This is a genomic window from Devosia rhizoryzae (assembly GCF_016698665.1).
Classification (GTDB): domain Bacteria; phylum Pseudomonadota; class Alphaproteobacteria; order Rhizobiales; family Devosiaceae; genus Devosia; species Devosia rhizoryzae.
In genome coordinates this window covers 844,554-864,939 of record NZ_CP068046.1, presented here as the reverse complement: position 1 = coordinate 864,939, position 20,386 = coordinate 844,554, and the positions used below count along the sequence as shown (strand labels likewise).

Annotated in this window: 23 protein-coding genes and 1 tRNA gene; 6 read left to right on the top strand and 18 right to left on the bottom strand. The window is 62.2% G+C overall.

The genetic code is table 11. The features are described 5' to 3' along the window. The first annotated feature begins 107 nt into the window (after positions 1–107). Positions 108–671 carry a hypothetical protein gene (locus JI748_RS04315; RefSeq protein WP_201635409.1) on the top strand — a complete coding sequence of 188 codons (564 nt, stop codon included), beginning with the start codon at positions 108–110 and terminating at the stop codon, positions 669–671. On the opposite strand, the gene JI748_RS04310 is transcribed toward JI748_RS04315, so the two are convergent. The 8 genes from JI748_RS04310 to JI748_RS04275 all read right to left on the bottom strand — a co-directional run bounded on the left by JI748_RS04310 (position 672) and on the right by JI748_RS04275 (position 6,246). Next, positions 672–1,997 carry a lipopolysaccharide biosynthesis protein gene (locus JI748_RS04310; RefSeq protein WP_201635407.1) on the bottom strand — a complete coding sequence of 442 codons (1,326 nt, stop codon included), beginning with the start codon at positions 1,995–1,997 and terminating at the stop codon, positions 672–674. Next, entirely contained in the window at positions 1,994–3,166 is a 1,173-nt protein-coding gene (locus tag JI748_RS04305) for a lipid II:glycine glycyltransferase FemX (RefSeq protein ID WP_201635405.1), read from the bottom strand. Before JI748_RS04305 ends, JI748_RS04310 begins: the two co-directional genes overlap by 4 nt. Positions 3,167–3,271: 105 nt before the next feature. Continuing rightward, the gene (locus JI748_RS04300; RefSeq protein ID WP_201635403.1) at positions 3,272–3,976 is read right to left on the bottom strand and encodes a YjbE family putative metal transport protein; all 705 of its coding nucleotides are present in this window, start codon (positions 3,974–3,976) and stop codon (positions 3,272–3,274) included. Positions 3,977–4,155: 179 nt separating this feature from the next. After that, entirely contained in the window at positions 4,156–4,371 is a 216-nt protein-coding gene (locus JI748_RS04295) for a cold-shock protein (RefSeq protein WP_201635401.1), read from the bottom strand. A 188-nt stretch (positions 4,372–4,559) separates the two neighbouring features. Then, positions 4,560–4,763 carry a hypothetical protein gene (locus JI748_RS04290; protein ID WP_201635399.1) on the bottom strand — a complete coding sequence of 68 codons (204 nt, stop codon included), beginning with the start codon at positions 4,761–4,763 and terminating at the stop codon, positions 4,560–4,562. A gap of 55 nt (positions 4,764–4,818) precedes the next feature. Then, on the bottom strand, positions 4,819–5,700 hold the full coding sequence (locus JI748_RS04285) for a dioxygenase family protein (RefSeq protein ID WP_201635397.1): 882 nt from the start codon (positions 5,698–5,700) through the stop codon (positions 4,819–4,821). A 151-nt stretch (positions 5,701–5,851) separates the two neighbouring features. Beyond that, positions 5,852–5,927 (bottom strand) — tRNA-Lys (locus JI748_RS04280). Positions 5,928–6,048: 121 nt separating this feature from the next. Then, positions 6,049–6,246: a hypothetical protein gene (locus JI748_RS04275; RefSeq protein WP_201635395.1), complete on the bottom strand. Its 198-nt coding sequence runs from the start codon at positions 6,244–6,246 to the stop codon at positions 6,049–6,051. Positions 6,247–6,505: 259 nt separating this feature from the next. Between JI748_RS04275 and JI748_RS04270 the strand changes: the two genes are divergently transcribed. After that, positions 6,506–7,615, top strand: a complete 1,110-nt coding sequence (locus tag JI748_RS04270; RefSeq protein ID WP_233280610.1) for a pyridoxal phosphate-dependent aminotransferase — start codon at positions 6,506–6,508, stop codon at positions 7,613–7,615. On the opposite strand, the gene JI748_RS04265 is transcribed toward JI748_RS04270, so the two are convergent. From JI748_RS04265 to JI748_RS04250, 5 genes are all read right to left on the bottom strand, one after another. Then, entirely contained in the window at positions 7,603–8,541 is a 939-nt protein-coding gene (locus tag JI748_RS04265; RefSeq protein ID WP_201635391.1) for an endonuclease/exonuclease/phosphatase family protein, read from the bottom strand. The two genes, JI748_RS04270 and JI748_RS04265, sit on opposite strands and share 13 nt — an antisense overlap. Positions 8,542–8,633: 92 nt before the next feature. After that, positions 8,634–10,193 carry a 2-isopropylmalate synthase gene (locus tag JI748_RS04260; protein ID WP_201635389.1) on the bottom strand — a complete coding sequence of 520 codons (1,560 nt, stop codon included), beginning with the start codon at positions 10,191–10,193 and terminating at the stop codon, positions 8,634–8,636. Positions 10,194–10,306: 113 nt separating this feature from the next. Continuing rightward, complete coding sequence (locus tag JI748_RS17485; RefSeq protein ID WP_267911605.1) at positions 10,307–10,432, bottom strand: hypothetical protein; 126 nt, start codon at positions 10,430–10,432, stop codon at positions 10,307–10,309. 87 nt (positions 10,433–10,519) lie between these two features. After that, positions 10,520–11,410 carry a PhzF family phenazine biosynthesis protein gene (locus JI748_RS04255; RefSeq protein ID WP_201635387.1) on the bottom strand — a complete coding sequence of 297 codons (891 nt, stop codon included), beginning with the start codon at positions 11,408–11,410 and terminating at the stop codon, positions 10,520–10,522. Positions 11,411–11,465: 55 nt separating this feature from the next. Next, entirely contained in the window at positions 11,466–11,954 is a 489-nt protein-coding gene (locus tag JI748_RS04250) for a heme-degrading domain-containing protein (protein WP_201635385.1), read from the bottom strand. A gap of 140 nt (positions 11,955–12,094) precedes the next feature. Between JI748_RS04250 and JI748_RS04245 the strand changes: the two genes are divergently transcribed. After that, complete coding sequence (locus tag JI748_RS04245; RefSeq protein ID WP_201635384.1) at positions 12,095–13,339, top strand: FAD-dependent oxidoreductase; 1,245 nt, start codon at positions 12,095–12,097, stop codon at positions 13,337–13,339. Next, complete coding sequence (locus tag JI748_RS04240) at positions 13,336–13,932, top strand: TetR/AcrR family transcriptional regulator (RefSeq protein WP_201635382.1); 597 nt, start codon at positions 13,336–13,338, stop codon at positions 13,930–13,932. Before JI748_RS04245 ends, JI748_RS04240 begins: the two co-directional genes overlap by 4 nt. On the opposite strand, the gene JI748_RS04235 is transcribed toward JI748_RS04240, so the two are convergent. The 5 genes from JI748_RS04235 to JI748_RS04215 form a co-directional block, all read right to left on the bottom strand. Continuing rightward, entirely contained in the window at positions 13,910–15,673 is a 1,764-nt protein-coding gene (locus tag JI748_RS04235) for a B12-binding domain-containing radical SAM protein (RefSeq protein WP_201635379.1), read from the bottom strand. The genes JI748_RS04240 and JI748_RS04235 overlap by 23 nt on opposite strands. Positions 15,674–15,795: 122 nt before the next feature. Then, positions 15,796–16,815, bottom strand: coding sequence for a ketol-acid reductoisomerase (ilvC, locus tag JI748_RS04230; RefSeq protein WP_164534248.1), 1,020 nt, complete (start codon positions 16,813–16,815; stop codon positions 15,796–15,798). Positions 16,816–16,835: 20 nt separating this feature from the next. Further along, on the bottom strand, positions 16,836–17,483 hold the full coding sequence (locus JI748_RS04225) for a TetR/AcrR family transcriptional regulator (protein ID WP_201635377.1): 648 nt from the start codon (positions 17,481–17,483) through the stop codon (positions 16,836–16,838). Between the two features lie 94 nt (positions 17,484–17,577). Further along, on the bottom strand, positions 17,578–18,354 hold the full coding sequence (xth, locus tag JI748_RS04220; protein WP_201635376.1) for an exodeoxyribonuclease III: 777 nt from the start codon (positions 18,352–18,354) through the stop codon (positions 17,578–17,580). A 1-nt stretch (position 18,355) separates the two neighbouring features. Next, positions 18,356–18,625, bottom strand: a complete 270-nt coding sequence (locus tag JI748_RS04215; RefSeq protein WP_201635374.1) for a hypothetical protein — start codon at positions 18,623–18,625, stop codon at positions 18,356–18,358. Positions 18,626–18,896: 271 nt separating this feature from the next. Here JI748_RS04215 and JI748_RS04210 point away from each other — a divergent pair, with 271 nt between their 5' ends. Then, the gene (locus JI748_RS04210) at positions 18,897–19,082 is read left to right on the top strand and encodes a hypothetical protein (protein ID WP_201635372.1); all 186 of its coding nucleotides are present in this window, start codon (positions 18,897–18,899) and stop codon (positions 19,080–19,082) included. A gap of 109 nt (positions 19,083–19,191) precedes the next feature. After that, positions 19,192–20,328 (top strand): NADH:flavin oxidoreductase/NADH oxidase, encoded by a 1,137-nt coding sequence (locus JI748_RS04205; protein ID WP_201635370.1) that lies wholly within the window; start codon positions 19,192–19,194, stop codon positions 20,326–20,328. The last annotated feature ends 58 nt before the right edge of the window (positions 20,329–20,386 follow it).

Sequence of the window (20,386 nt, the reverse complement as noted above, 5' to 3'; positions counted from 1 at the left end):
CCAAGCTTCTAATGGACCGGCACCGCCACCGGCAAGGCCAAACCGGAGCAGCAGCACGGTGTTAACTGCCGTCTCTTAAGATGCGATCAGACACGAGGAGCCAACCCATGGCCGAAATGACCATCCGCGCTGCGACCCCAGCCGATATCGACCTCGTCTATCGCGAGCTGCAGGACGTGATCCTCACCTCGCCCCATTACAGTGAGCGCTTCAAGCGCCACGAGGCCGGGCGGCTGGACAAGACCTTTTTGCGCGGGCTCCTGGCCATGGACCCCTGGCACATCATGCTGATGTGCGCCGATGGCGTGCCGGGCGGCGCCATGGTTTCGGGTCCCGATTGCGGCGCGGTTTTCCGCTACTGGAGCTGGGTCTTCCCCTCGCACCGGCAGACAAAGCTGGGCATGTTCGGCATGCGCGCCTTCGACGAGCATTGGAACAACAACCGCTTCCACAAGGCCTTCACCTTCGTGCGGCCGGAAAACGAAGTCGCCCGCATGCTGCTCAAGCGCTATGGCTATCGGGAGACGGCGCTCTTGGAAAAGCACATTTTCGGCGAGGATTATCTCCTCATCGAAAAGTTCTACACCCGCCAGGACGTGCCCTATGACAGCGGCTATGTCGGCCGCCTGCAGCGCATGAAAAACCGCCTCAAAGGCCTTGTCGGCGCCTGATCACTCCGCCGGCACGGCAGCCCGGCGCGAGCGCAGCCATTGCAGGATCGAAACATCGATCTTGGCCAGCCGCAAAGCGATCAGCCACAGCCCGATTGACCAGACCGTGATGGCGATCAGCGCCGCTAGCGCCGCGCCGGTCAAGTGAAGGCTCGGCACCAGCAGCCAGTTGCCGATCACCAGCGTCACCATGCCCAGCGCCACTGCCGGCAGGCTCGACCATGGCCGATCGTGGATGGAGAGCACCATGGACGCAGGGCCCAGAAGGGCCCGCACCACCAGCGCGAGGCATAGGATCGCCATCGGCACGGCACCAGAAGTGAACGACGGTCCGAAGATGCTAAGCGCGAAGGGTGCCCCTGCCGCCACGATGATGAAGAGGCCAATCGAAACCACGCTGGCCGCAAGGTTCGCTTCCCCGACTTTACGATGAAACGCCTGGCGATCGGCTTTGGCTTCGCTCTCGAACATGTCGGGGAAGGTCACGAAATAGACCGCAGAGACGCCGAAAGAGACCAGCGCAAAGATGCGCGTGCAGACGCCAAAGATCGCGAGTTCTTCCGGCTCGAGAATCGTCGCGAGCAGCAGCAGGTCGATGTCGAAAAAGTAGTCGGTCGCGATGGTGATCAGCACCCAAGGCGTCGCAAAGCGCCACCAGCGCGACACTTCGGCCGGACGCGCCGGCGCGGTATCCTCTACCCGGGACAGCGACAGCATCAGGATGGTGAAATGGCCCACGGCGATTGCGAGGTAACCGAAAGCCACGGCCCAAAGCATGGTGCCGAAGCTTTGCTGCGGTTCAGCGATAGTGAGGGCGCAGGCAAAGAACAGCGTCATCATCATCATCGGGCGAAATACGCCATCGGCGAAGAGCCCGGCATAGGGCCGCTTGATGCCGATCAGCACATTGCCGCTGACATAGACCACGGCGGCCGCAAGGCCGAGCAGCGCGACCGGCATGAAGTGCTGCGCAAGCGAGCTTCCGCCCAGCCCGAAGAGTTCGAGCGCGAGAGGCCCTGCAAGGCACAGGATCACGAACATCAGCGCCACATGGGCATAGCTGCGCATGAGAAATGCGGTGAACTGCCGGCGATCGCCGCGCGCCCGGTATTCGGCCGCAAAGTAGGTGCTGACGGTCTGGAAACCGAGCGGCATGACGGTGGAAACAAGGTTCACCACGGCCATGATGATCAGGTATTCGCCCAGGATCGCAGCGCCCCAAAAGCGCGCGATGAAGGCCTGCACCAGAAAGATGAGACCGGCTCCAAACAGCCGCCCGCCGAAGATGATCGTGGATTGCGACAACAGCCGCCGTGCAAGGCTCATAGGCTGCTGTTATCCAGGATGGTGGGCGCCAGGTCCGGCCGCACACCGGAAGGGTGGCGCGCGTCGATCTTGCGGCGGATGTCGTTGAGAAGTTCGCGCGCGCCAAGAGCCGTTGCGCCTAGCCAGAAAGCCAATGGGCTCCTGGCGTAGTTCAGCACCGGCGGCAAGGGCCGGATCACGCCTTGATCGCCGACCATGCCCTTTTTGAACTGGTGCAGCCCGGAATAACCATCGGTGCCGCCAAGGTCGTACCAGCCGGCCCGCGCATGATCGCGCAGCCAGCGGATCACCTGCCAATGAAGAAAGTAGCCCGCCCGCAGTGGCAATGCCTGATCATTGGTGGCGCCATAAAGATAGGCTGCGCGCTCCCCTGCCTTGAAGATCACGGCGCCGGCGACCAGTTGTTCCTCATGCCGCACGAAGAACAGCTCCGGCCGGGCGGGTTCGTCGAGTTCCATGAGGCTGTCGATGGTTTCAAACGCCGAATGGTCGCGGAACTGCTTGCGGTCGGTCATGGTCGCATAAAGCGCCTTGAACTCGCCGAGCCGATCCGCCCCTGCCCGTTCAAAGACCAGTCCAGCCTTTTCCGCCCGCTTTAGTTGGCGCCGCCAGGTCTGGTCGAAGCTGGCACGTTGATCTGGGTCGCTGAGCCGGAGGTTGACCAGGTAACGGTCGGGATAGGGCAGCGCCGCACCGGGCCGGAAGCCCCGCGCCAGCAGAGCCCGATATTGGCCGTTCTGCGCCTTGACCGACGCGTGCGGCAGCAGCGAAATCATCATCCCGCGCTTGTCCGCATATTCGGTCACCAGCGCTTCGATCATGCCCTGATAGGTCTCGGATGCCCTGCTGCTGCCGCTGTCAGCCAGCATCGGACCCCACTTGGCAATCGCAATCCGGGCAAGGCCGAGTGGCAGCTTCTGCACCATCATCAGCACACCGCCGACCACGCGCCGTTCGAGTTCGAACAGCCGCGGCTCGAGCACGACGCCCGGCCAGCGGACGGCGGCAAAGCGATAAAGCTGTTCCTTGCAGACGCCGTCGAAGCCCGAAACGATCCGGTCGAACTCGGCACCGTCGACCTTGCGCACAGCCAGAACCAGACCGGACCGGGCCGGCGCCTGAGGCTCTGCGGTAATTGGGTCTGAGACCAGGCCTGTAAAGGCTGTCATGACGAGTTTCCGGCTTTGTTCAGCCGGAAACTATCGAAGCGAAGTGTGCAATTTCCTATCGGCGCGGGACAAATGCCGACAACATCATCCCGTGGTTACCAAAGGCTAATGCGCAACGGCTGCGGCGGTACCCACCGCATGCGGCGTGTAGAGGAACGGGATTTCCGGGATCGTGACAAACGCGCCCAGACCTTCCAGCGTCATGCGGATCGCGACAAAGAGGATGATCACAAGACCAATCCAGGCGATCCAGCGGAAGCGATGCAGCAGCCGCGCGATAAAGGTCGCGGCAACGCCCATCATCACCACAGACAGGGCAAGACCAAAGATCAGCGCCTCGAAATGGTGCTGCGCCGCGCCGGCCACGGCCAGGACGTTGTCGAGCGACATCGAGACGTCGGCGATTATGATCTGGATGACGGCCTGGCGCAGCGTCTTGCGCGGTGCCTTGCCGGCCACCTTGCCATCGGCATTGTGGTCGGCATCCGACAGCGCCTCGGTCGCCTCGCCCTCTTCCTCATGCGGGACGCTGAGCTCGCGATACATCTTCCAGCAGACGTAGAGCAGCAGCACACCGCCGGCGATCAGCAAGCCGCCCCCGAGCGACAGCAGCTGCGTCGTGATCAGCGCAAAACCGATGCGCAGCACCGTGGCTGCCAGAATACCGATCAGAATGGCCCGGCGGCGCAGATCGGCCGGCAGGCCCGCAGCCGCAAGCCCGATGACCACGGCATTGTCGCCGGCCAGAACCAGATCGATCAGGATGACCTGAAGCAGCGAAGAAAGGAAACTCGGATCTAAACCGAACATGGATGGTCCTGGGGCCGGTGTCACAAAGGCTGTGCCATGCTGCTAGCCCTCACCCGCCCGCACATCAAGGGGTGTAGTGTCCAAACGCGACAAAAGTTGCAGCCGCACCGAAGGAGTAGCGGCAAACAAAAAGGCCGCTACAAGAGCGGCCTTCGAAATCATAGCAAGAAGCGTAAAGCTTACTTGTTGAGCATCAGGTTCACAGCCGATTCACGGCCGTCGCGACCGGTTTCGACTTCATAGGTGACCTTGTCGTTTTCGTAGAGGCCGTCGATGCCCGAACGCTGCACAGCCGAAACGTGCACGAAGTGGTCCTTGCCGCCGTTGTCCGGGGTGATGAAGCCGAAGCCCTTGGTGGAGTTGAAGAACTTAACGGTGCCGGTGATGGTAGCCATTTTGATTTCCTAAAAGCTCGAGCCGTAGCGTAACGAGCGCTTCCCTCCGCAACATGCAAGAGGGCCTACAAACGTTCGCATATAGATCAGTGAGCCAAGGACCGGGAGTTACCCGTCAGAGGCAGCCGACTTAGGCTGAAAACGTATGAGCTCTATATGCCAGCCAATCGTGGCGAGGGCAAGACCGTTTAAGCGTTCGGAAGATTAATCGTTTCGCCGCCGCCATGCGCCAGAATCGTATTGCGCAATTGCTTCAACAGCGTAGCGCCGGTCAGCGTTTCGATCATGTAGCCCTCGCTTTTGAGCGCTTTCTTGATCTCGGTGGTCGACCGGCACTGGCCGCTGCGGGCCAGCTCGAACGCCCGTTCAATGGGGGTGACATGTGGTTTCATCCGGCAAGCCTATAGCCAAACCGCCCGCGATGCACCCCCAAAAGGCAAAAGAGGATCAGCCCTTCGGTGGCGCCGGAGGCCGGCCGCCCGTGAACCCTCCTGGAGGGGGCCCGCCGGGCATGGTGCCCATGCTGCGCTCCGCCGTCAGATCCACGGCAATTGTCACTGAACCCACATAGCCACCAACGCTGTCGCCACTCACGGTCATGGCCTGCTGCTCAAGCGCTTCTGCGCTGTTGTCGCTGAACACCATGTCACTCGACAATGTCACGCGCCTGAGGTTGTCCCCGCCACCGCCATAGCGCGTGTCCGCGGCGTAGAGCGCGGCGCTCGCCTCCTCCGGCATCGCTATCTGCGCGGTCAGCACAGATGCTTCGCCACTGATGGCAGCCTCCACGCTTTCGAAAACCTCGAAATGCATATGCGGCCAACGTCCGTCATAGCAGCCGGGGAAGATCGTGGTGAAGCGCACCTTGCCATCCGCGCCGGCCACCCCGACCCCGCGCAGGTAATTGGCGTCTGTCATGTCATAGAGCGAATACTGCCCGACCGCGTCGCAGTGCCAGAGGTAGATAGCGTAGCCGGCTAGCGGAGCGCAGCCATCAGTATCGACCAGCGTCAACTCCAATTCGAGTTCCGCCCCGTCGGCCACGGGCGTCAGGTCGCCGAACGAGCGGCGCAGGTCCTGCCGGATCACGCCATCCTGAGTCAGCGCATTGACCACCTGGCCATCTTTGCGATTGGTGCCGTCTGCCGGATAAGGCCCAGCTGTTTCCCATGGCAAGGCCACGCATTCCAGCGCTGCGGCCGCACCGCCGGTGATCGACAGGACGCCAATGCCACCCATCAGGGTCAGCAGGCGCCGCCGCCCGATCATGCGCGGCAAATCATGGGCGAAGCCCAAATCATGGTCATGGTTGTGAGCGTCGTGCGACATCCCGCGGTCCTTTCAAAGCCATCCACATCGCGGTGGACACCGGCTTTCTAAGGAGACCGACATGACCTCATGGATACGGGGACATGAAAAATCGGCAATCTGTCGCAAAAGCGTCAGCGCCGATCTTTATATCAAAGATGAGGAGAGACTTTGGTGGGCGAGCACGGGCTCGAACCGTGGACCCGATGATTAAGAGTCATCTGCTCTACCAACTGAGCTACTCGCCCAGTGCTTGGGCTACCAAAGTGGCGCCTCTATAACCAACGGATTTGCCCCTGTCCAGCGCTGCCCAGAACTTTATGTGCAAAATCTGCGAGGCACCCTGCAGCGCCTCGCAAATAGGCCAACTCATTGGCGCAAATGATCGTAATCGCTCAGCTCGATGACATTGCTGGCGCGCGGCGGCGGCTCGGGCCGGTATTCTTCCATCAGGCCGATGGTTCGCTCGATAATATGTCGCAGCTGCCGCGAACGCTGGTCGACGCCGCCAAGGATAGTCGCTGCGCGCTGCAAATGGTCTCGCGCAAGCACGAAAGTTGGGTTCACCCTGATCTCCTGAGGTCTTTGTCGCTGGGGGAATCGCAAAAGCGAATGACCAGCCAAGGGTGGACCGCCATGGTAGCCGGGTACTTGCCGGCGCGATTGCCATTTAATTTAAAAGCAGCGCATGCGGCTTGTTCCCGGGGACCTCAGCGCTGGCGGCGGTTTAGCCGGGCAAGCGGCTGTGCAGAACTGCGGGTGTTATTGCTGGCGTCCCAGAATTGGCTCGCTAGAATGCGACGAAGCCACTTGGAAAAATGCCCCCGTGCCCGTTCCGCCCTTCACCGCGCTCGCCGAAAGTCTGCCTGAAACCGTCCCCTTCGTCGGACCCGAGGCTCTGCAACGCCGCTCTGGCGTTCCCCTGCGTGCCCGCATCGGCGCCAACGAATCGGGCTTCGGTCCGAGCCCCAGGGTCCAGGCCGCCATTGCCGCCGCGGCCAGCGACATCTGGGCTTATCCCGATCCTGAAGGCTACGAACTCCGAGCGGCCATTGCCGAACATGTCGGCATCGCGCCGGACGAAGTCGTTCTTGGAGAAGGCATCGACGGGCTGATGGGCCTTGCCGTCCGCCTGTTCATCGCTCCTGGCGACCCCTTCGTGACCTCGCTGGGCGCCTATCCGACGCTCAATTATCATGTGGCCGGCTATGGCGGCGCCTTCCACTACGTGCCGTACCGAGGCGTCCACGAGGACCTCGAAGCCCTCGCTGCCAAGGTGCACGAAACCGGCGCCCGCATGGTTTACCTGGCCAATCCCGACAACCCGATGGGCTCGTTCTGGTCCGCAGAAGACGTCATCCGCTTCATCGACGCCCTGCCCGAAACCTGCCTCCTCCTGCTCGACGAAGCCTATGGCGAAACCGCCCCCGCCGGCGTTGTGACCAAAGTCGATCCCAGCCGCCCCAACGTTCTTTGGCTGCGAACCTTCTCAAAAGCTTATGGCCTCGCCGGCATTCGCGTCGGCTACGCTATGGGCAATCGCCGACTGGTCCGTGCCTTCGAGCGGGTCCGCAACCACTTTGGTGTCAACCGGCTCGCCCAGGCCGCCGGTCTCGCAGCGCTCGCGGATCAGGACTTTCTGCGGCAGGCGGTGAACGCGATCGCCGATGCGCGGACGCGGATCGGCCACATCGCCGAAGCCAATGGTCTGCGCCCCCTGGTTTCCGGCACCAATTTCGTTGCTGTTGATTGCGATCGCGACGCCGCCTTCGCCAGCGCCGTTCTTGCCGGCCTCGCCAGTCAGGGCGTCTTTATCCGCAAGCCCATGTCGCCGGGTCTTGATCACCACATCCGCATCAGCGCGGCGCCCCAGCGCGAGCTCGACATCCTCGCCGAAGCCCTGCCCATTGCCCTTGGCGAAGCCTATTCGGTGTAGATCGCCACATCGGCCCAAAGCGGGCGGTGATTGGAGCCAAGATTGTCGCCTGCCTCCAGTGTCAACAGCCGCGCATTGCCACGGGTAAACACATTGTCGATCGGCACGCCCAGAGCGCCCAACCGCACAGGCCAGGTTGCCGCCGGCCAAGGTCCGGGCGCAAGATCGAGCTGATCGGCTAACCAGGCGACTGGCTCCGACCAGGGTGCAGCGTTGAAATCGCCCGCAATCACCATCGGCCCTTCGATCTCCCGCAGCGCCCGGCGGATGTAGTAAATTTCGCCCCAGGACGCCTCGTCGAAGTAGGGTTTCGAAAGGTGAAGACCCGCTACGGTAACCTCCTGCCCATCAATCGTTACGCGCGCGGTGACGAGCCGCTGCCGAAAAAAGGGGGGAAGGTCGACGACCTTGGCTTCGGCGATCGGAAAGCGCGAATGAAGCGAGATATCGCAGCCATCATCGGCGCAACCGGCGTGGTACGGGAACACGGCCCGCATCTCGTCGAGATAGTCGGTGATGCCCGGCGTCTCCATCACCAGCATGACATCGGGCGGATCGGCCAGCACAGTCTCGACCAGTTCACCGGCACGGTCGTTGCCCGCCAGCACGTTGAAGCTCAGGAAGCGAAACTGCGCCGTGGGTTCAGCGACGATGGGGGTGCGCCGGGCATAAAGATCCGAAACGATCAGCCCGCCATGAAGGGCACTGCCCAGCACGACCAACAAAAACAAGAGGCCGCGCCAGCGTGCACCAAAGACAAGCGCCAACGCCGCGAGCACGAGGCCAACCACGATCAGGTGGAAGCGCAAGGTCTGCAGCAGCAGTTCGCCGGGCAGCCCCGGCGACAACGACACGAAGAGGAAGACAACGGTCATGACCCCGGCCAGCGCCAGGATCCCGCCGCGAAATTCTGCCTTGCTCAGCATGCTGTGGCCCGCCGTTTTCCCGGGCGCAGGCTAGACCAGTTTGGCCGCAAATGTGCAAGGGCCGGTGGGCCCGAGGCCCACCGGGAACTTACTTAGCCGGCCATAGCGCCCTGCGCTGCGGCGCCGCGTTCAATCATCACGCGGTTGAGCGCGTTGAGATACGCACGCGCCGACGCCACAAGCGTGTCGGGCTCTGCCGCATTGCCCGAAGCGATGCGGCCGTTCATCTCCAATCGCACATGCGCGGATGCCTGTGCGTCGGTGCCGCCGGTGACACCGTCCACCGCGTAAAGCACCAGGTGCGGCTCCTGCCCTGCGGCCTGCTTGATGGCGTTGAAGATCGCGTCCACCGAGCCGGTGCCTTCATAGGACACCGCGGTCTCCTCGCCATCGATGGTGACGACCAGGTTGCACTTGTGCACGCCGCCGGTTTTGCTGACCACTTCCATATCGACCAGGCGGATGCGGTCGCCGACCGAGCCGACCTCGTCATCAACCAACGCGACGATATCAGCGTCGTAGACATGCTTTTTGCGATCGGCCAGGTCCTTGAAGCGCTGGAAGGCCTCCTGGAACGCATTGTCGCCAAGCTCGTAGCCCAGCTCCTTCAGCTTGTCCTTGAAGGCTGCGCGGCCGGAATGCTTGCCCATGACCAAGGTGGTTTCCTTGATGCCGACGCTGGCCGGAGTCATGATCTCATAGGTTTCGGCATTCTTGAGCATGCCGTCCTGATGGATGCCGCTCTCATGCGCGAAGGCGTTCTTGCCCACGATTGCCTTGTTGTACTGCACCGGAAAATTGGCCGCGGCCGCAACCACGCGGCTGGCACGCGCCAGATGCGTCGTTTCGATATCGGTAAAGAACGGCATGGCATCGCCGCGGGTGCGCAGCGCCATCACCACTTCTTCCAGCGCCGCATTGCCCGCGCGCTCACCCAGGCCATTGATGGTGCATTCGATCTGCCGCGCACCACCGGCAACGCCGGCCAGCGAGTTGGCGACAGCCATGCCCAGGTCATTGTGGCAGTGGACGGAGAAGATCGCCTTGTCGGCGCCGGGCACGCTTTCGATGATTGTCTTGAACATGGCAAAATGTTCGTCCGGCACGGCATAGCCAACGGTGTCGGGCAGGTTGATCGTCGTCGCGCCGGCCTTGATTGCGGTCTCGACGCAGCGCTTCAGGAACTCGATTGGCGTGCGGGTCGCGTCCATGGCCGACCATTCAACGTCGTCGATCAGATTACGCGCCTGCGCCACGGTGCGCGCGATGATCTCGATGACCTCGTCCTCGGTCTTCTTCATCTGGTGAGCCAAGTGAATCGGCGAGGTCGAAACGAAAGTATGGATGCGGCCCTGCTGGGCGTGCCGCACCGCCTCCCCTGCCCGGTCGATATCGGCAGTGATGGCGCGGGCAAGGCCTGCCACGCGGGCTTTCTTCACATGCTTGGCGACGGCGACTACAGCCTCGAAGTCGCCCTGCGAGGCAATCGGGAAACCAGCTTCGATGATGTCGACGCCCATTTCATCGAGCGCATCGGCGACCTGGATCTTTTCGTCCAGCGTCATTGTCGCGCCGGGCGATTGCTCGCCGTCACGCAACGTGGTGTCGAAGATAAAGACGCGTTCTTTGTTAGAATTGGCAGTGGCGGACATTTTGGTCTTCCCTATCGGCCCCGAGGCAATGGCTCGCTGGACCGGACATTTTCTTCTGTTCGGTTTGGTGGCGCACTCCCCTGACGACCCGCTCGAATTCGAGCTGCCGGTGATCAGGGGCTGATAAGAAGAAGGAGAAGCGCGGCGGGAAGCAGCAAAAGGCCAGCAGCGATCACCATCCGGGTCTTGGCGACCTGGGCCTGGGAAATCGCAATGGCTTTGGCGCGGCTGCGCTGCATGAGTACGCTCTGGTACGCTTGTCTCTAGGCGAACAATGCGCCAATCGCAGCCCCGTTGCAAGACCACGCGCCCAAAATCCGTTCGCCTTATTCGACGAGGTCGAGCATGCCCTCGGCGACGATCACCGCTTCCCCGCCGATCGCCCCATGTGTCAAGACATCATCGGTCTTGCGGAACTGCAGATTGATGCGGCACGGCCGCCCCATCTCATGGCCCTGGCGCAGGACCAGGTCCGACTGGTCATTGCCCAGCGCCTGCTCTGCCAAGAGCCCGATCAATGCCGCAGCCGCGGCGCCGGTCCCCGGATCTTCTCCCAGTCCCATGCCGAACATTCGAGCAGCGATGTCGTTGTCCGGTTCTTCCGGTGTCAGCGTGAACACATAGGCGGAGCTATGTTCATGGTGGAACACTTCGGGCCACAGCGCCTGGTTGACCTTGATTCGCTTGAGGACCGCCGCATTCCGCACCGGCACCAGATGAAAGGTCACGCCCGCAGAGAACACTGCCGGCTTGAACATGTCGCAGCCGATCTCTTCCGGCTCGATGCCGAGTGCCTGCGCCAGGCTCAACCGGTCCGGCAGGTCAGCGATCCGCGACGGCAATTTGGGCAAGGTAAACCGCGCCTCCCCGGTGCGCCGGTCGATGCGCTCGAACAGCGCCGTCACCAGCCCCACCTTTTCCTCGATGCGCAAAGCCGTCGCCTTGCTCTGCAGCCCCAGAACCACTGCCGCGCCGACCGTGGGATGACCCGCAAATGGCAGTTCCTCATAGGGCGTAAAGATGCGCACCGACGCCGTGTTCCGCTCACCCTCTGGCTTGCAGATAAACACAGTCTCGGAAAGGTTGAACTCCCGCGCAATGGCCTGCATCTCGTCGTCGAGCAGGCCCGCTGCGTTCGGGATGACCGCGAGGCCATTGCCTGTCAGCGGCGTCCGCGTGAAGACGTCCAAGATAAGATAGCGCAGCTTTTCCGCCATGACCCACTCCCCCAATGGGTCAAGCATTGAGGCTCGCCGAAGCAGGCGTCAAGCGTCAGTCGCCAAGGGCATAGTCAGCACGGCTCATGCCGAGGTGATCGCAAAGGGCATCCACGGCGACGCCGTGATCCTTGCGGCCGGGAAGACCCGAAATGGTCAGGGTTCCGATGATCCCCGCGCCAGGTACCCGGATCGGGAAGCCGCCGCCGGCGATGACATAGTCTGCCGGATCGGCACCCGATTGCGGCGGAAACGGCGCTTCGCCGCGCTCCAGCACCAGCCGGTAGCTAGCCCGCTGAAAACGCCGAACCGAGTTGATCTTTCGCCGAACCCATTCGGCGTTGTCCGCGCTTGTGCCCGGCGTTGCCGAAAAGAACAGCTGCCGGTCCCAGGTTCTAAGGTCCACCACGAGCGACAGCCCGTCGCTGAGTGCTCGGTCCCGAATCGACGCGCCTATCGCAAACGCCACGGCCTCATCGAATGCAGGCAGCACCAGTTCAAGTTCCTGGCGCTTGACCAAGGCAATATCGTCTTCCGTGCTCATGCTCAATCCTCGACTCGTAAGCAGCTGTTCCAGCCTTAGCGCAATTTGCTTGAGCTTCGTAAGCAGGGCAGAGCCCGGCTTTACAAATCCCCCGCACAAGCGCATTAATTCAACATCTGTTGAATTTCGAGGAGGCATCGGTGGAACACACGCAATGTCTTGTCGTCGGAGGCGGTCCGGCCGGCATCATGCTGGCACTGCTGCTCGCCCGCGGCGGCGTCCAGGTCACTGTCCTCGAAAAGCACAGCGACTTCCTGCGCCATTTTCGTGGCGACACGGTGCACGCCTCAACCATTCGCCTCCTCGACGAAATGGGCCTCGGCAACGCCTTCCGCCGTCTGCCGCAAACACGGCTTGGCGCGCTGGAACTGCCGACCTCCGGTGGCGGCGCCATTCCGCTCGGCAACTTTGCGGCCCTTAAGCCGCCCTACAACTACATCGCCATGCTGCCGCAATGGGACTTTCTCAACTTCCTGGTCAGCGCGGCCCAGACCGAGCCGAGCTTTTCCATCCGCATGGAGACCGAAGTCACTGGCCTGATCGAACAAGACGGAAAGGTCACCGGGGTGAGTTACCGCACCAAATTAGGTGAGATCGATACCGTCACCGCGGGCATCGTCGTCGCCTGCGACGGCCGCGGCTCCATTGTCCGGCAGAGAGCAAAGCTCCTGCCCGACGAGTCCCCCGTGCCCTTCGACGTCTGGTGGCTCCGCCTGCCGCGCGCCGAAAGCGAAGGCGGCGAACTCTCCTCCATCCTGCCGCGCTTCGAGGGCCCTGATGTGCTCCTCGCCATCACCCGCGAAGGTTTCTACCAGATCGCCTATTTCCTTCCAAAAGGTGGCGACGCAGCGCTCCGCTCCCAAGGCATCGAAAGCTTCCGCGCCCGCATTGCCAGGCTCCGCCCCGACTTTGCCGACCGCCTCCAAACCCTGACCTTCGAGGACGTCCACATGCTCGACGTCAAGCTCAACCTCCTGCCGCGCTGGCACCGTCCGGGCCTGCTGCTGATCGGCGACGCCGCCCATGCCATGTCGCCAGCCGGCGGAGTCGGCGTTAATCTCGCCATCCAGGATGCTGTCGCCGCCGCGCGCATCCTGCGCGATCCGCTCCACAACGGCACGCTCACTGAAGCGGACCTCGCCAAGGTTCAGCGCCGCCGCATGTTTCCCACCCGGATCATCCAGGCGGTCCAGCGCACCCTGCACGACGTGGTCTTCCAGGCCGCCTTCGATGGCAAACGCTCCGGCCCACCGCCCTTTTTCGTCTGGCTGGTTTCCCACGTGCCCGGCTTCAAGAGCCTCCCGGCTCGAATGGTCGCCTTCGGCCCGCGTCCCGAACACGCCCCCGATTTTGCCCGCCGCCCGCAAACCGAGCCTCAGCCATGATCGGCCGCCGTCGCGGGGCCTCTACCACCAAGGACCAGATTCTCGAAGCCGCCCGTCATGCCTTTGCCGAACGCGGCTTCGACAAGACCACCGTGCGCGAGATCGCGGCCATGGCCGGGGTCGACCCAGCCATGATCAACCACCACTTCGGCAATAAGGAGCAACTGTTCCTGGCCGCGCTCGACGCGCCCGTCGATCCGCGCCTTTATGTCGAGCAGGTCCTCACCGGCTCCCGCGAAGACATTGGCGAACGTCTGCTCCAAACCATGCTGACCGTTTGGGACAGTCCCGTGGGAACCGCGGGCGTTACCCTCATGCGAACGGGCCTCCAGCACGAATGGGGCGCCAAGCTCCTGCGCGAATTCCTGCTCAACCGCATTCTTGCGCCGGTGATGCGCGAACTGCATCTGCCCGAGCCCGAAGCACGCTGGCGCTCCACGCTCCTCGCCTCGCAAGTGGCCGGCCTCATCATCACCCGCTATGTACTCAAGCTTGAGCCGCTTGCCAGCGCCCCGCGCCAAGACCTGGTTGCCGCCATCGCGCCAACCCTCCAGCGCTACCTAACCGGACCTATTCCGCCGCCGGCTCTTTGATGCCGTGCTGTGCGTTGTTGATCCGCTTCTGCTGGTCGAGCCACGCCACCGCATCGATGGTCTTGAAGAGTTCGAGATCCTCCTCCGACCCGTCGCCCACCGGCGACATGGCGAGGTCGGTATAGGCATGCCGGTTAGGATCGCGCTCGACCTTGAGCTGCTTTAGCCCAAACCGCACATAGAGCGCAGCCCAGCGCGCCAGCTTCCAGCCGAGCTCGGCATAGTATTTGGGATAGAACAGGATCGCCGGCTCGATCGGCATGCCGGAGCGGCGATTGAGCCGCGACTTGCGCCGGATCCAACCGACTTCGAGCGGATGCACGCCCTCGATCTTGAGCGCCCCCATGAACCAGGTCGAGAGCAACAGTACCTGCGACGTCGAAATTCCCGAAACTGCCGCCCGGCGCATGATCGTCTCGACATGGTCCAGCGAGTAATAGCGGCTCCAGGCGTCCGCATACACCTTCTCGAACTGCGCCTTGCTCATCGTGGGGTGAGCCGTGGTGTAGTGATTGAGATCGTATTTATTGAGATCGGGGTCCATTGCCACCCCTGCCCGATGCAGCTTCTGGTGGTCCTCCGAACCCGGCAGCGGCGTCAGGAAGAAAAATTCCAGAATATCGACCGGCAGTTCGCGCTTGACCACATCGATGTCGTGCATGATCCGCTCAGGCGTATCGGTCGGGAAACCCAGGATATAGCCGGCATAGGTGATCACGCGCCATTTCTTCCATTCCTGCAACATTACCCGATATTCGGTGATCTTGTTCTGCCGCTTCTTGGCGTCCTTGAGGTTGGCCGGATTGACGTTTTCGAGCCCGATGAACACGCGCGTCACCCCGGCGCGCGAGCACTTCTCGATAAAGCGGGGAATGCGATGGCAGAGCGTATCGACCTGGATGATGAAGTTGAACTTCATCCCCTCCACTTCCCGCATCTGGATCAGCCGGTCGAGAATGGCCTCCCAGTCCTTGTTGCGGGCGAAATTGTCGTCGGTAATGAAATAGCGGTGCACGCCCTGGCTGGTATTGAGCCGGATGATCTTCTCGATATCGTCCGGAGACCGCCGCCGCGACTTGCGCCCCTGCACATTGATGATGGTGCAGAACGAGCATTGATAGGGACAGCCACGCCCCGCATCAAAGCTCGTGAGGTTATAGGCGGTGCGCGACACATGTTCGGCCGGCATGAACGGCACCGGCGTATCCTCGATGCCGGGAAGATCGTTCATGTAATTGTAGAGCGGCTTCATCGTCCCGGCGACAGCATCGGCTAGCACCAGTTCCATCCGCCCTTCGAGCTCGCCGGCAAACAGCGAAATGCCCATCGCCTGCGCCTGCTTGAAGTCGGCATCCTCGCCATTGAGCATCGAGATCACGCCCGAGACGTGGAAGCCGCCGATCGCCACCGGCACCCCGGCCGCCAGCAAGGGTCGCGCGAGGTCCAGCGAGCGCGGAAACTGGTTCGACTGCACCCCGATCAGCATGATCAGCGCCGCATCGGCACTCTTCGCATCGGCGATGATGGCCCGGACATCGACTTCGGTATTGGTCTCGTCGATGGTTTTGACATCTGCCATCCAGTCCGGCCCCAGCGCTCCCCTATCCAGGGAATCGATCACCAGCCCATAGACCGATGCGAGTGAATTGGAGGGAATGGGCGAAAGCTTCCACTGAATGACATAGCCCTTGTCGTCATAATGCGAGGGCTTGATCAGATAGAGGCAGAACCGCTTAGTCATAGTCAAAGCCTCGCAAAAGGAGGGGTGGGACCGTAGACGCTGCGGTGAGCCTAACAGAAATACTGTCGCTGGAAAGCAAAACGGGGGCCGAAGCCCCCGTTTAAGATCAACTGTTGAAGAACTTAGTTTTTCGCCCGATCCACCAAGGCACCTGCCTTGATCCACGGCATCATGTCGCGCAGCTTGGTGCCCACTTCTTCGATCTGGTGTTCGTCGTGGAGGCGACGGGTGGCCTTGAAGCGCGAACCGCCGGCCTTGATTTCCTGCATCCACTCGGCGGTGAACTTGCCCGACTGGATGTCATGGAGCACGCGCTTCATCTCGGCCTTTGTTTCCGAGGTGATGATGCGCGGGCCGGTGACATATTCGCCCCATTCGGCCGTGTTGGAGATCGAGTAGTTCATGTTGGCGATGCCGCCCTGGTAGATCAGGTCGACGATGAGCTTCACTTCGTGCAAGCACTCAAAGTAAGCCATTTCCGGTGCGTAGCCGGCTTCCACCAGCGTTTCGAAGCCGGCTCGGATCAGCTCGACCAGACCACCGCAGAGCACGGCCTGCTCGCCGAAAAGGTCGGTTTCGCATTCTTCGCGGAAGTTGGTTTCGATGATGCCCGAACGGCCGCCGCCAACGCCCGAAGCATAGGCCAGCGCGATGTCATGGGCATTGCCCGATGCGTCCTGGTGCACGGCAATCAGGCACGGCACGCCGCCACCCTTCTGGTATTCGCCACGCACGGTATGGCCCGGGCCCTTGGGCGCGATCATGATCACGTCGACGGTCGACTTGGGCTCGATGAGGTTGAAATGGACATTGAGACCATGGGCGAAGGCCAGGGCAGCGCCGTCGCGGATATTGGCTTCGATATCCTTCTTGTAGATGTCGGCCTGGAGCTCGTCCGGAGTCAGCATCATGATGACGTCGGCCCAGGCAGCGGCATCGGCAACCGACATCACGCGCAGGCCTTCGCCTTCGGCCTTCTTGGCCGACGGCGAACCGGGACGGAGCGCCACGACGACGTCGGTCACGCCCGAATCGCGCAGGTTCAGCACATGGGCATGGCCTTGGCTGCCGTAGCCGACAATCGCGACCTTCTTGGACTTGATGATGTTGAGATCGGCATCACGATCGTAATAGACGCGCATTGGGGTGCTCCCTCGATTTGTTATGCGTTTGCCTTGGCGCCATAAAGAGCCAGGAATTGATCCGTCGCGGTCTTCACATCGTCTTCGATGTTCGCCTCGGCATTGGATTGGGTGAGAGCCTTGTCGCCGAGCAGCAGACGGATTTGCACGTCGCGCACGACAAGGCCGAAAAAGGTGCGATAGGCGTCTTCGCTCGAAGGGAAACGCAGGAGCCGCGCATCGCGCGCCGCTTCAAGGATCGGCTTCAGCCGCCGCCGGATCGCGATCGGCCCGTTCTCGAGCACGATGGTCCCCAGACTATCCTTCTCCTGCGCCGCATGGGTAATCGCCGTGCGGTTGAGAGTGATGGACACTTCGCCGATCAGCGTCGTCAGCAGGTCGCGCGCAAAAGCCTCAAGGCTCGTGCGCAGCGCCTTGACGTTAAGGTGGCTGCGATCGACGAAGGGCATGCGCACCTTGGCCGCCTGCCACTGCACAGTTGCCGTCAGCAGGCCATCGCGATCGCCGAACCACTTGTAGAGCGTTTCCTTGGAGCAGGAAGCGCGCCGGGCCACGGCTGTCATGGTCAAGCCGTCGCCGTTCTCGACCAGAAGATCGAGCGCCGCCGTCAGCACGGCCTGCTGACGCGGGGTGAACGTTTCTTCATTGACCTTTATGGCCAGGGCCATGGCGCTTCCTCAACCAGCGGCAACCGACCGCGTCGGCATCGTTGCGCTGGCGTACCGTGCGGTACGGTTGGAGGCAAGCGGATTCTTTAGTGACCTAGGTGTCGCTCACTTCTATCCACACGGCACCATGGTCGCTGGCGCCTTCCCGTCCTCGGAATGCCCGATCGACGCCGCAGCTTTCCAGCCGCCCCGCAAGAGCCGGGCTCAACAGGAAATGGTCGATGCGCAGCCCCGCATCACGCTCGAACGAATTCCGCCAATACTTCCAGAACGTATAGATCCGCTCCTGAGGATGGAGCGTCCTGATCGCATCGGTCCAGCCCTGCCCTACCAGATCGGCAAACGCCTCTCGCACTTCGGGCCGGAACAAGGCATCGTCGCGCCAACGCTCGGGCGCATAAACATCGAGGTCGGTTGGCATCACATTATAGTCCCCGACCAGCGCAATTGGCAGCTCGGTATCTAGAAGGCTTTGCGCATGCAGCGCCAGGCGCTTGAACCAGGCAAGCTTGTAGTCGAACTTTGGGCCAGGTGCCGGGTTGCCGTTGGGCAAGTAAAGGCACCCAACCAGAACCCCACTCACCGCCGCCTCGAGGTAGCGGGATTGCACATCCGTCTCGTCGCCAGGCAGGCCCCGCCGCGTCTCGATCGGATCGCTCCCACGGGCCAGGATCGCCACTCCATTCCAGCTCTTTTGCCCGTGCCAGATCGCGCCATACCCCGCCCGCTCGATCTCACGCCGGGGGAAGCGCTCATCGGGAGCCTTGAGCTCCTGGATGCAGACCACGTCGGGCCGGGTTGTGTCGAGCCACTCCAGCAACAGTGGCAACCGCCCGTTTATGCCGTTGATATTGTAGGTCGCGACGCGCACGCTAAAATCTAGGCACCACCGGCGCCGGCAGCACATCGAACTGCCGCTGCAGCTGCAGTTCCCGCAGGCGCTGGTTCAGCATGTCAAGCTCAATCCCGAACTGCCGCCGCTCGCTCTCGACCGTTAACTGCTGCTGCAAGCAAACGATGCGCCGCTCATTGCTGCGTATCTCGTCAGCCGTGTTGCCGGCAGCGGCAGGCGGGCACTGCGCCAGTGCCGGCGCGGCGGTGGCAAGGAATAGAAGAACTGCGGTGGCTAAACTGGTGCGCATATTGCTGAAACGGCCAAATCGAATTCTGGTTCACTAAGTCACCCCCTCCCTAGCTTTGCTACGCCTTTGGCTAGCTTCGTGACCCTCCCCTTTGAGGGGGAGGGTGACATAGAGCGTGTGGCACTATCGTGCACGCGAGTGGCGTCCACCTTCCCCCTCAGAGGGGAAGGCAAGCAGAGCTTGGCGAGGGACGAGCCTAGCGCAGCTCGGAAGGGGGTGACTTCCTTGCTCCGAACACGGTACCTAGCCCCTAAACACAAGGACCCGCGCAATGCCAACAGACTCCGCCACCCTGATCGGCCTCGGCGTCGCCGCCATTGTCATCCTGTGGCTTGTGTTTTCCGTACTCAAGAAAGTCATCGGCTTTGCCGTGCTCGCCGCTTTCGTCGCCGCCGCCTATTTCCTCTGGACCAATCCGGCATTGCTGCAGCGCGTGCTGATGATGTTACCGGGTTAAAGCCACCCCTGCACGACGAGCAGGACAGGCCTCCTTTCATCGGCACTTGCCGATGAACCGCAAACAGCGCATGTAGGCGCGAACGCCTTCGCCTTATTGCGGAATATCCATGTCCAAGCTCTTCTCTCCCGTTACGCTGCGCGGCCTCACCCTGCGCAATCGCGCCGTTGTCGCCCCCATGTGCCAATATTCGGCGCAGGACGGTTTTGCCAACGATTGGCACTTCGTGCATCTGGGTCGCTTTGGCATCGGCGGCTTCGGCCTCGTCCTTCTGGAAGCCACGGGTATTCTGCCCGAGGGCCGTATTTCCTATGCCGATCTGGGCCTTTGGAAGGACGAGCACATTGCGCCGCTCGCCCGCATTGTCGATTTCCTCCACAGCCAGGGTACCGCTGTTGGCATCCAGCTTGCTCATGCCGGGCGCAAGGCATCAACGCCCGTGTCGTGGATCAAGCCCGAGCAGCTCACCGAAGAGCAGCGCCGCGCCGTCGGCTATGAGCACTGGGTTCCCGTCGCGCCCAGCGCCGAGTCCAATGACCCCGCCAATCCGGACTTCCAGGTGCCGGCCGCCCTCGATGCGGAAGGCATTCGCCGCGTGATCGACGGCTTCGTCGCCGCCGCCAAGCGTGCGGAGCGCGCCGGCTTCGATACGGTGGAAATCCACGCCGCGCATGGCTACCTGCTCAATCAGTTTCTCTCGCCATTGGCCAATCACCGCACGGACCAATATGGCGGCAGCCGTGAAAACCGCATGCGCCTGGTGCTCGAAGTCACCGAAGCGGTCCGCGCCGTCTGGCCTGCGGACAAGCCGTTGATCGTCCGCCTCTCCGTCAGCGACAACAATGCCGATGGCTGGCAGGTGGAAGATAGTGTCGCCCTGGCGCGCGAACTCAAGGCTCTCGGCGTCGATGCGATCGATTGCTCCAGCGGCGGCTTCGCTCAGGGCCGCATCAAGTCCGCACCCGCCTATCAGGTGCCCTTCGCCAAGGCGGTCAAGCAAGGCGCCGACATCCCCACCATGGCTGTTGGCCTTCTGGGCGACCCGGAAGAGGCCGAAGCCTTCATCGAGAACGGCGACACCGACTTCATCGCCTTGGCGCGCGGCGCCCTCGACGATCCCAACTGGGCGCTCCACGCCAATGTCGCCCTTGGCGGCGACTTCACACCATGGCCGGTCCAGACGCGTCGCGTCTCCGACTACCACCGCGTCATGAGCGAAAGCAGCAGGGCGCAAGCGGCACAATAGTGTCGCTGCACCATCTCAATTTCGCCGACATGCGGGTGTCCCTCTTGTGATCAACTGG

Excerpts from the sequence above, each read along its gene's own strand:
- JI748_RS04315 (WP_201635409.1), top strand. The coding sequence starts at position 108 with ATGGCCGAAATGACCATCCGCGCTGCGACCCCAGCCGATATCGACCTC.
- JI748_RS04310 (WP_201635407.1), bottom strand. The coding sequence starts at position 1,997 with ATGAGCCTTGCACGGCGGCTGTTGTCGCAATCCACGATCATCTTCGGC.
- JI748_RS04305 (WP_201635405.1), bottom strand. The coding sequence starts at position 3,166 with ATGACAGCCTTTACAGGCCTGGTCTCAGACCCAATTACCGCAGAGCCT.
- JI748_RS04300 (WP_201635403.1), bottom strand. The coding sequence starts at position 3,976 with ATGTTCGGTTTAGATCCGAGTTTCCTTTCTTCGCTGCTTCAGGTCATC.
- JI748_RS04295 (WP_201635401.1), bottom strand. The coding sequence starts at position 4,371 with ATGGCTACCATCACCGGCACCGTTAAGTTCTTCAACTCCACCAAGGGC.
- JI748_RS04290 (WP_201635399.1), bottom strand. The coding sequence starts at position 4,763 with ATGAAACCACATGTCACCCCCATTGAACGGGCGTTCGAGCTGGCCCGC.
- JI748_RS04285 (WP_201635397.1), bottom strand. The coding sequence starts at position 5,700 with ATGTCGCACGACGCTCACAACCATGACCATGATTTGGGCTTCGCCCAT.
- JI748_RS04265 (WP_201635391.1), bottom strand. The coding sequence starts at position 8,541 with ATGCTGAGCAAGGCAGAATTTCGCGGCGGGATCCTGGCGCTGGCCGGG.
- JI748_RS04260 (WP_201635389.1), bottom strand. The coding sequence starts at position 10,193 with ATGTCCGCCACTGCCAATTCTAACAAAGAACGCGTCTTTATCTTCGAC.
- JI748_RS17485 (WP_267911605.1), bottom strand. The coding sequence starts at position 10,432 with ATGCAGCGCAGCCGCGCCAAAGCCATTGCGATTTCCCAGGCCCAGGTC.
- JI748_RS04255 (WP_201635387.1), bottom strand. The coding sequence starts at position 11,410 with ATGGCGGAAAAGCTGCGCTATCTTATCTTGGACGTCTTCACGCGGACG.
- JI748_RS04250 (WP_201635385.1), bottom strand. The coding sequence starts at position 11,954 with ATGAGCACGGAAGACGATATTGCCTTGGTCAAGCGCCAGGAACTTGAA.
- JI748_RS04240 (WP_201635382.1), top strand. The coding sequence starts at position 13,336 with ATGATCGGCCGCCGTCGCGGGGCCTCTACCACCAAGGACCAGATTCTC.
- JI748_RS04235 (WP_201635379.1), bottom strand. The coding sequence starts at position 15,673 with ATGACTAAGCGGTTCTGCCTCTATCTGATCAAGCCCTCGCATTATGAC.
- ilvC (WP_164534248.1), bottom strand. The coding sequence starts at position 16,815 with ATGCGCGTCTATTACGATCGTGATGCCGATCTCAACATCATCAAGTCC.
- JI748_RS04225 (WP_201635377.1), bottom strand. The coding sequence starts at position 17,483 with ATGGCCCTGGCCATAAAGGTCAATGAAGAAACGTTCACCCCGCGTCAG.
- JI748_RS04215 (WP_201635374.1), bottom strand. The coding sequence starts at position 18,625 with ATGCGCACCAGTTTAGCCACCGCAGTTCTTCTATTCCTTGCCACCGCC.
- JI748_RS04210 (WP_201635372.1), top strand. The coding sequence starts at position 18,897 with ATGCCAACAGACTCCGCCACCCTGATCGGCCTCGGCGTCGCCGCCATT.
- JI748_RS04205 (WP_201635370.1), top strand. The coding sequence starts at position 19,192 with ATGTCCAAGCTCTTCTCTCCCGTTACGCTGCGCGGCCTCACCCTGCGC.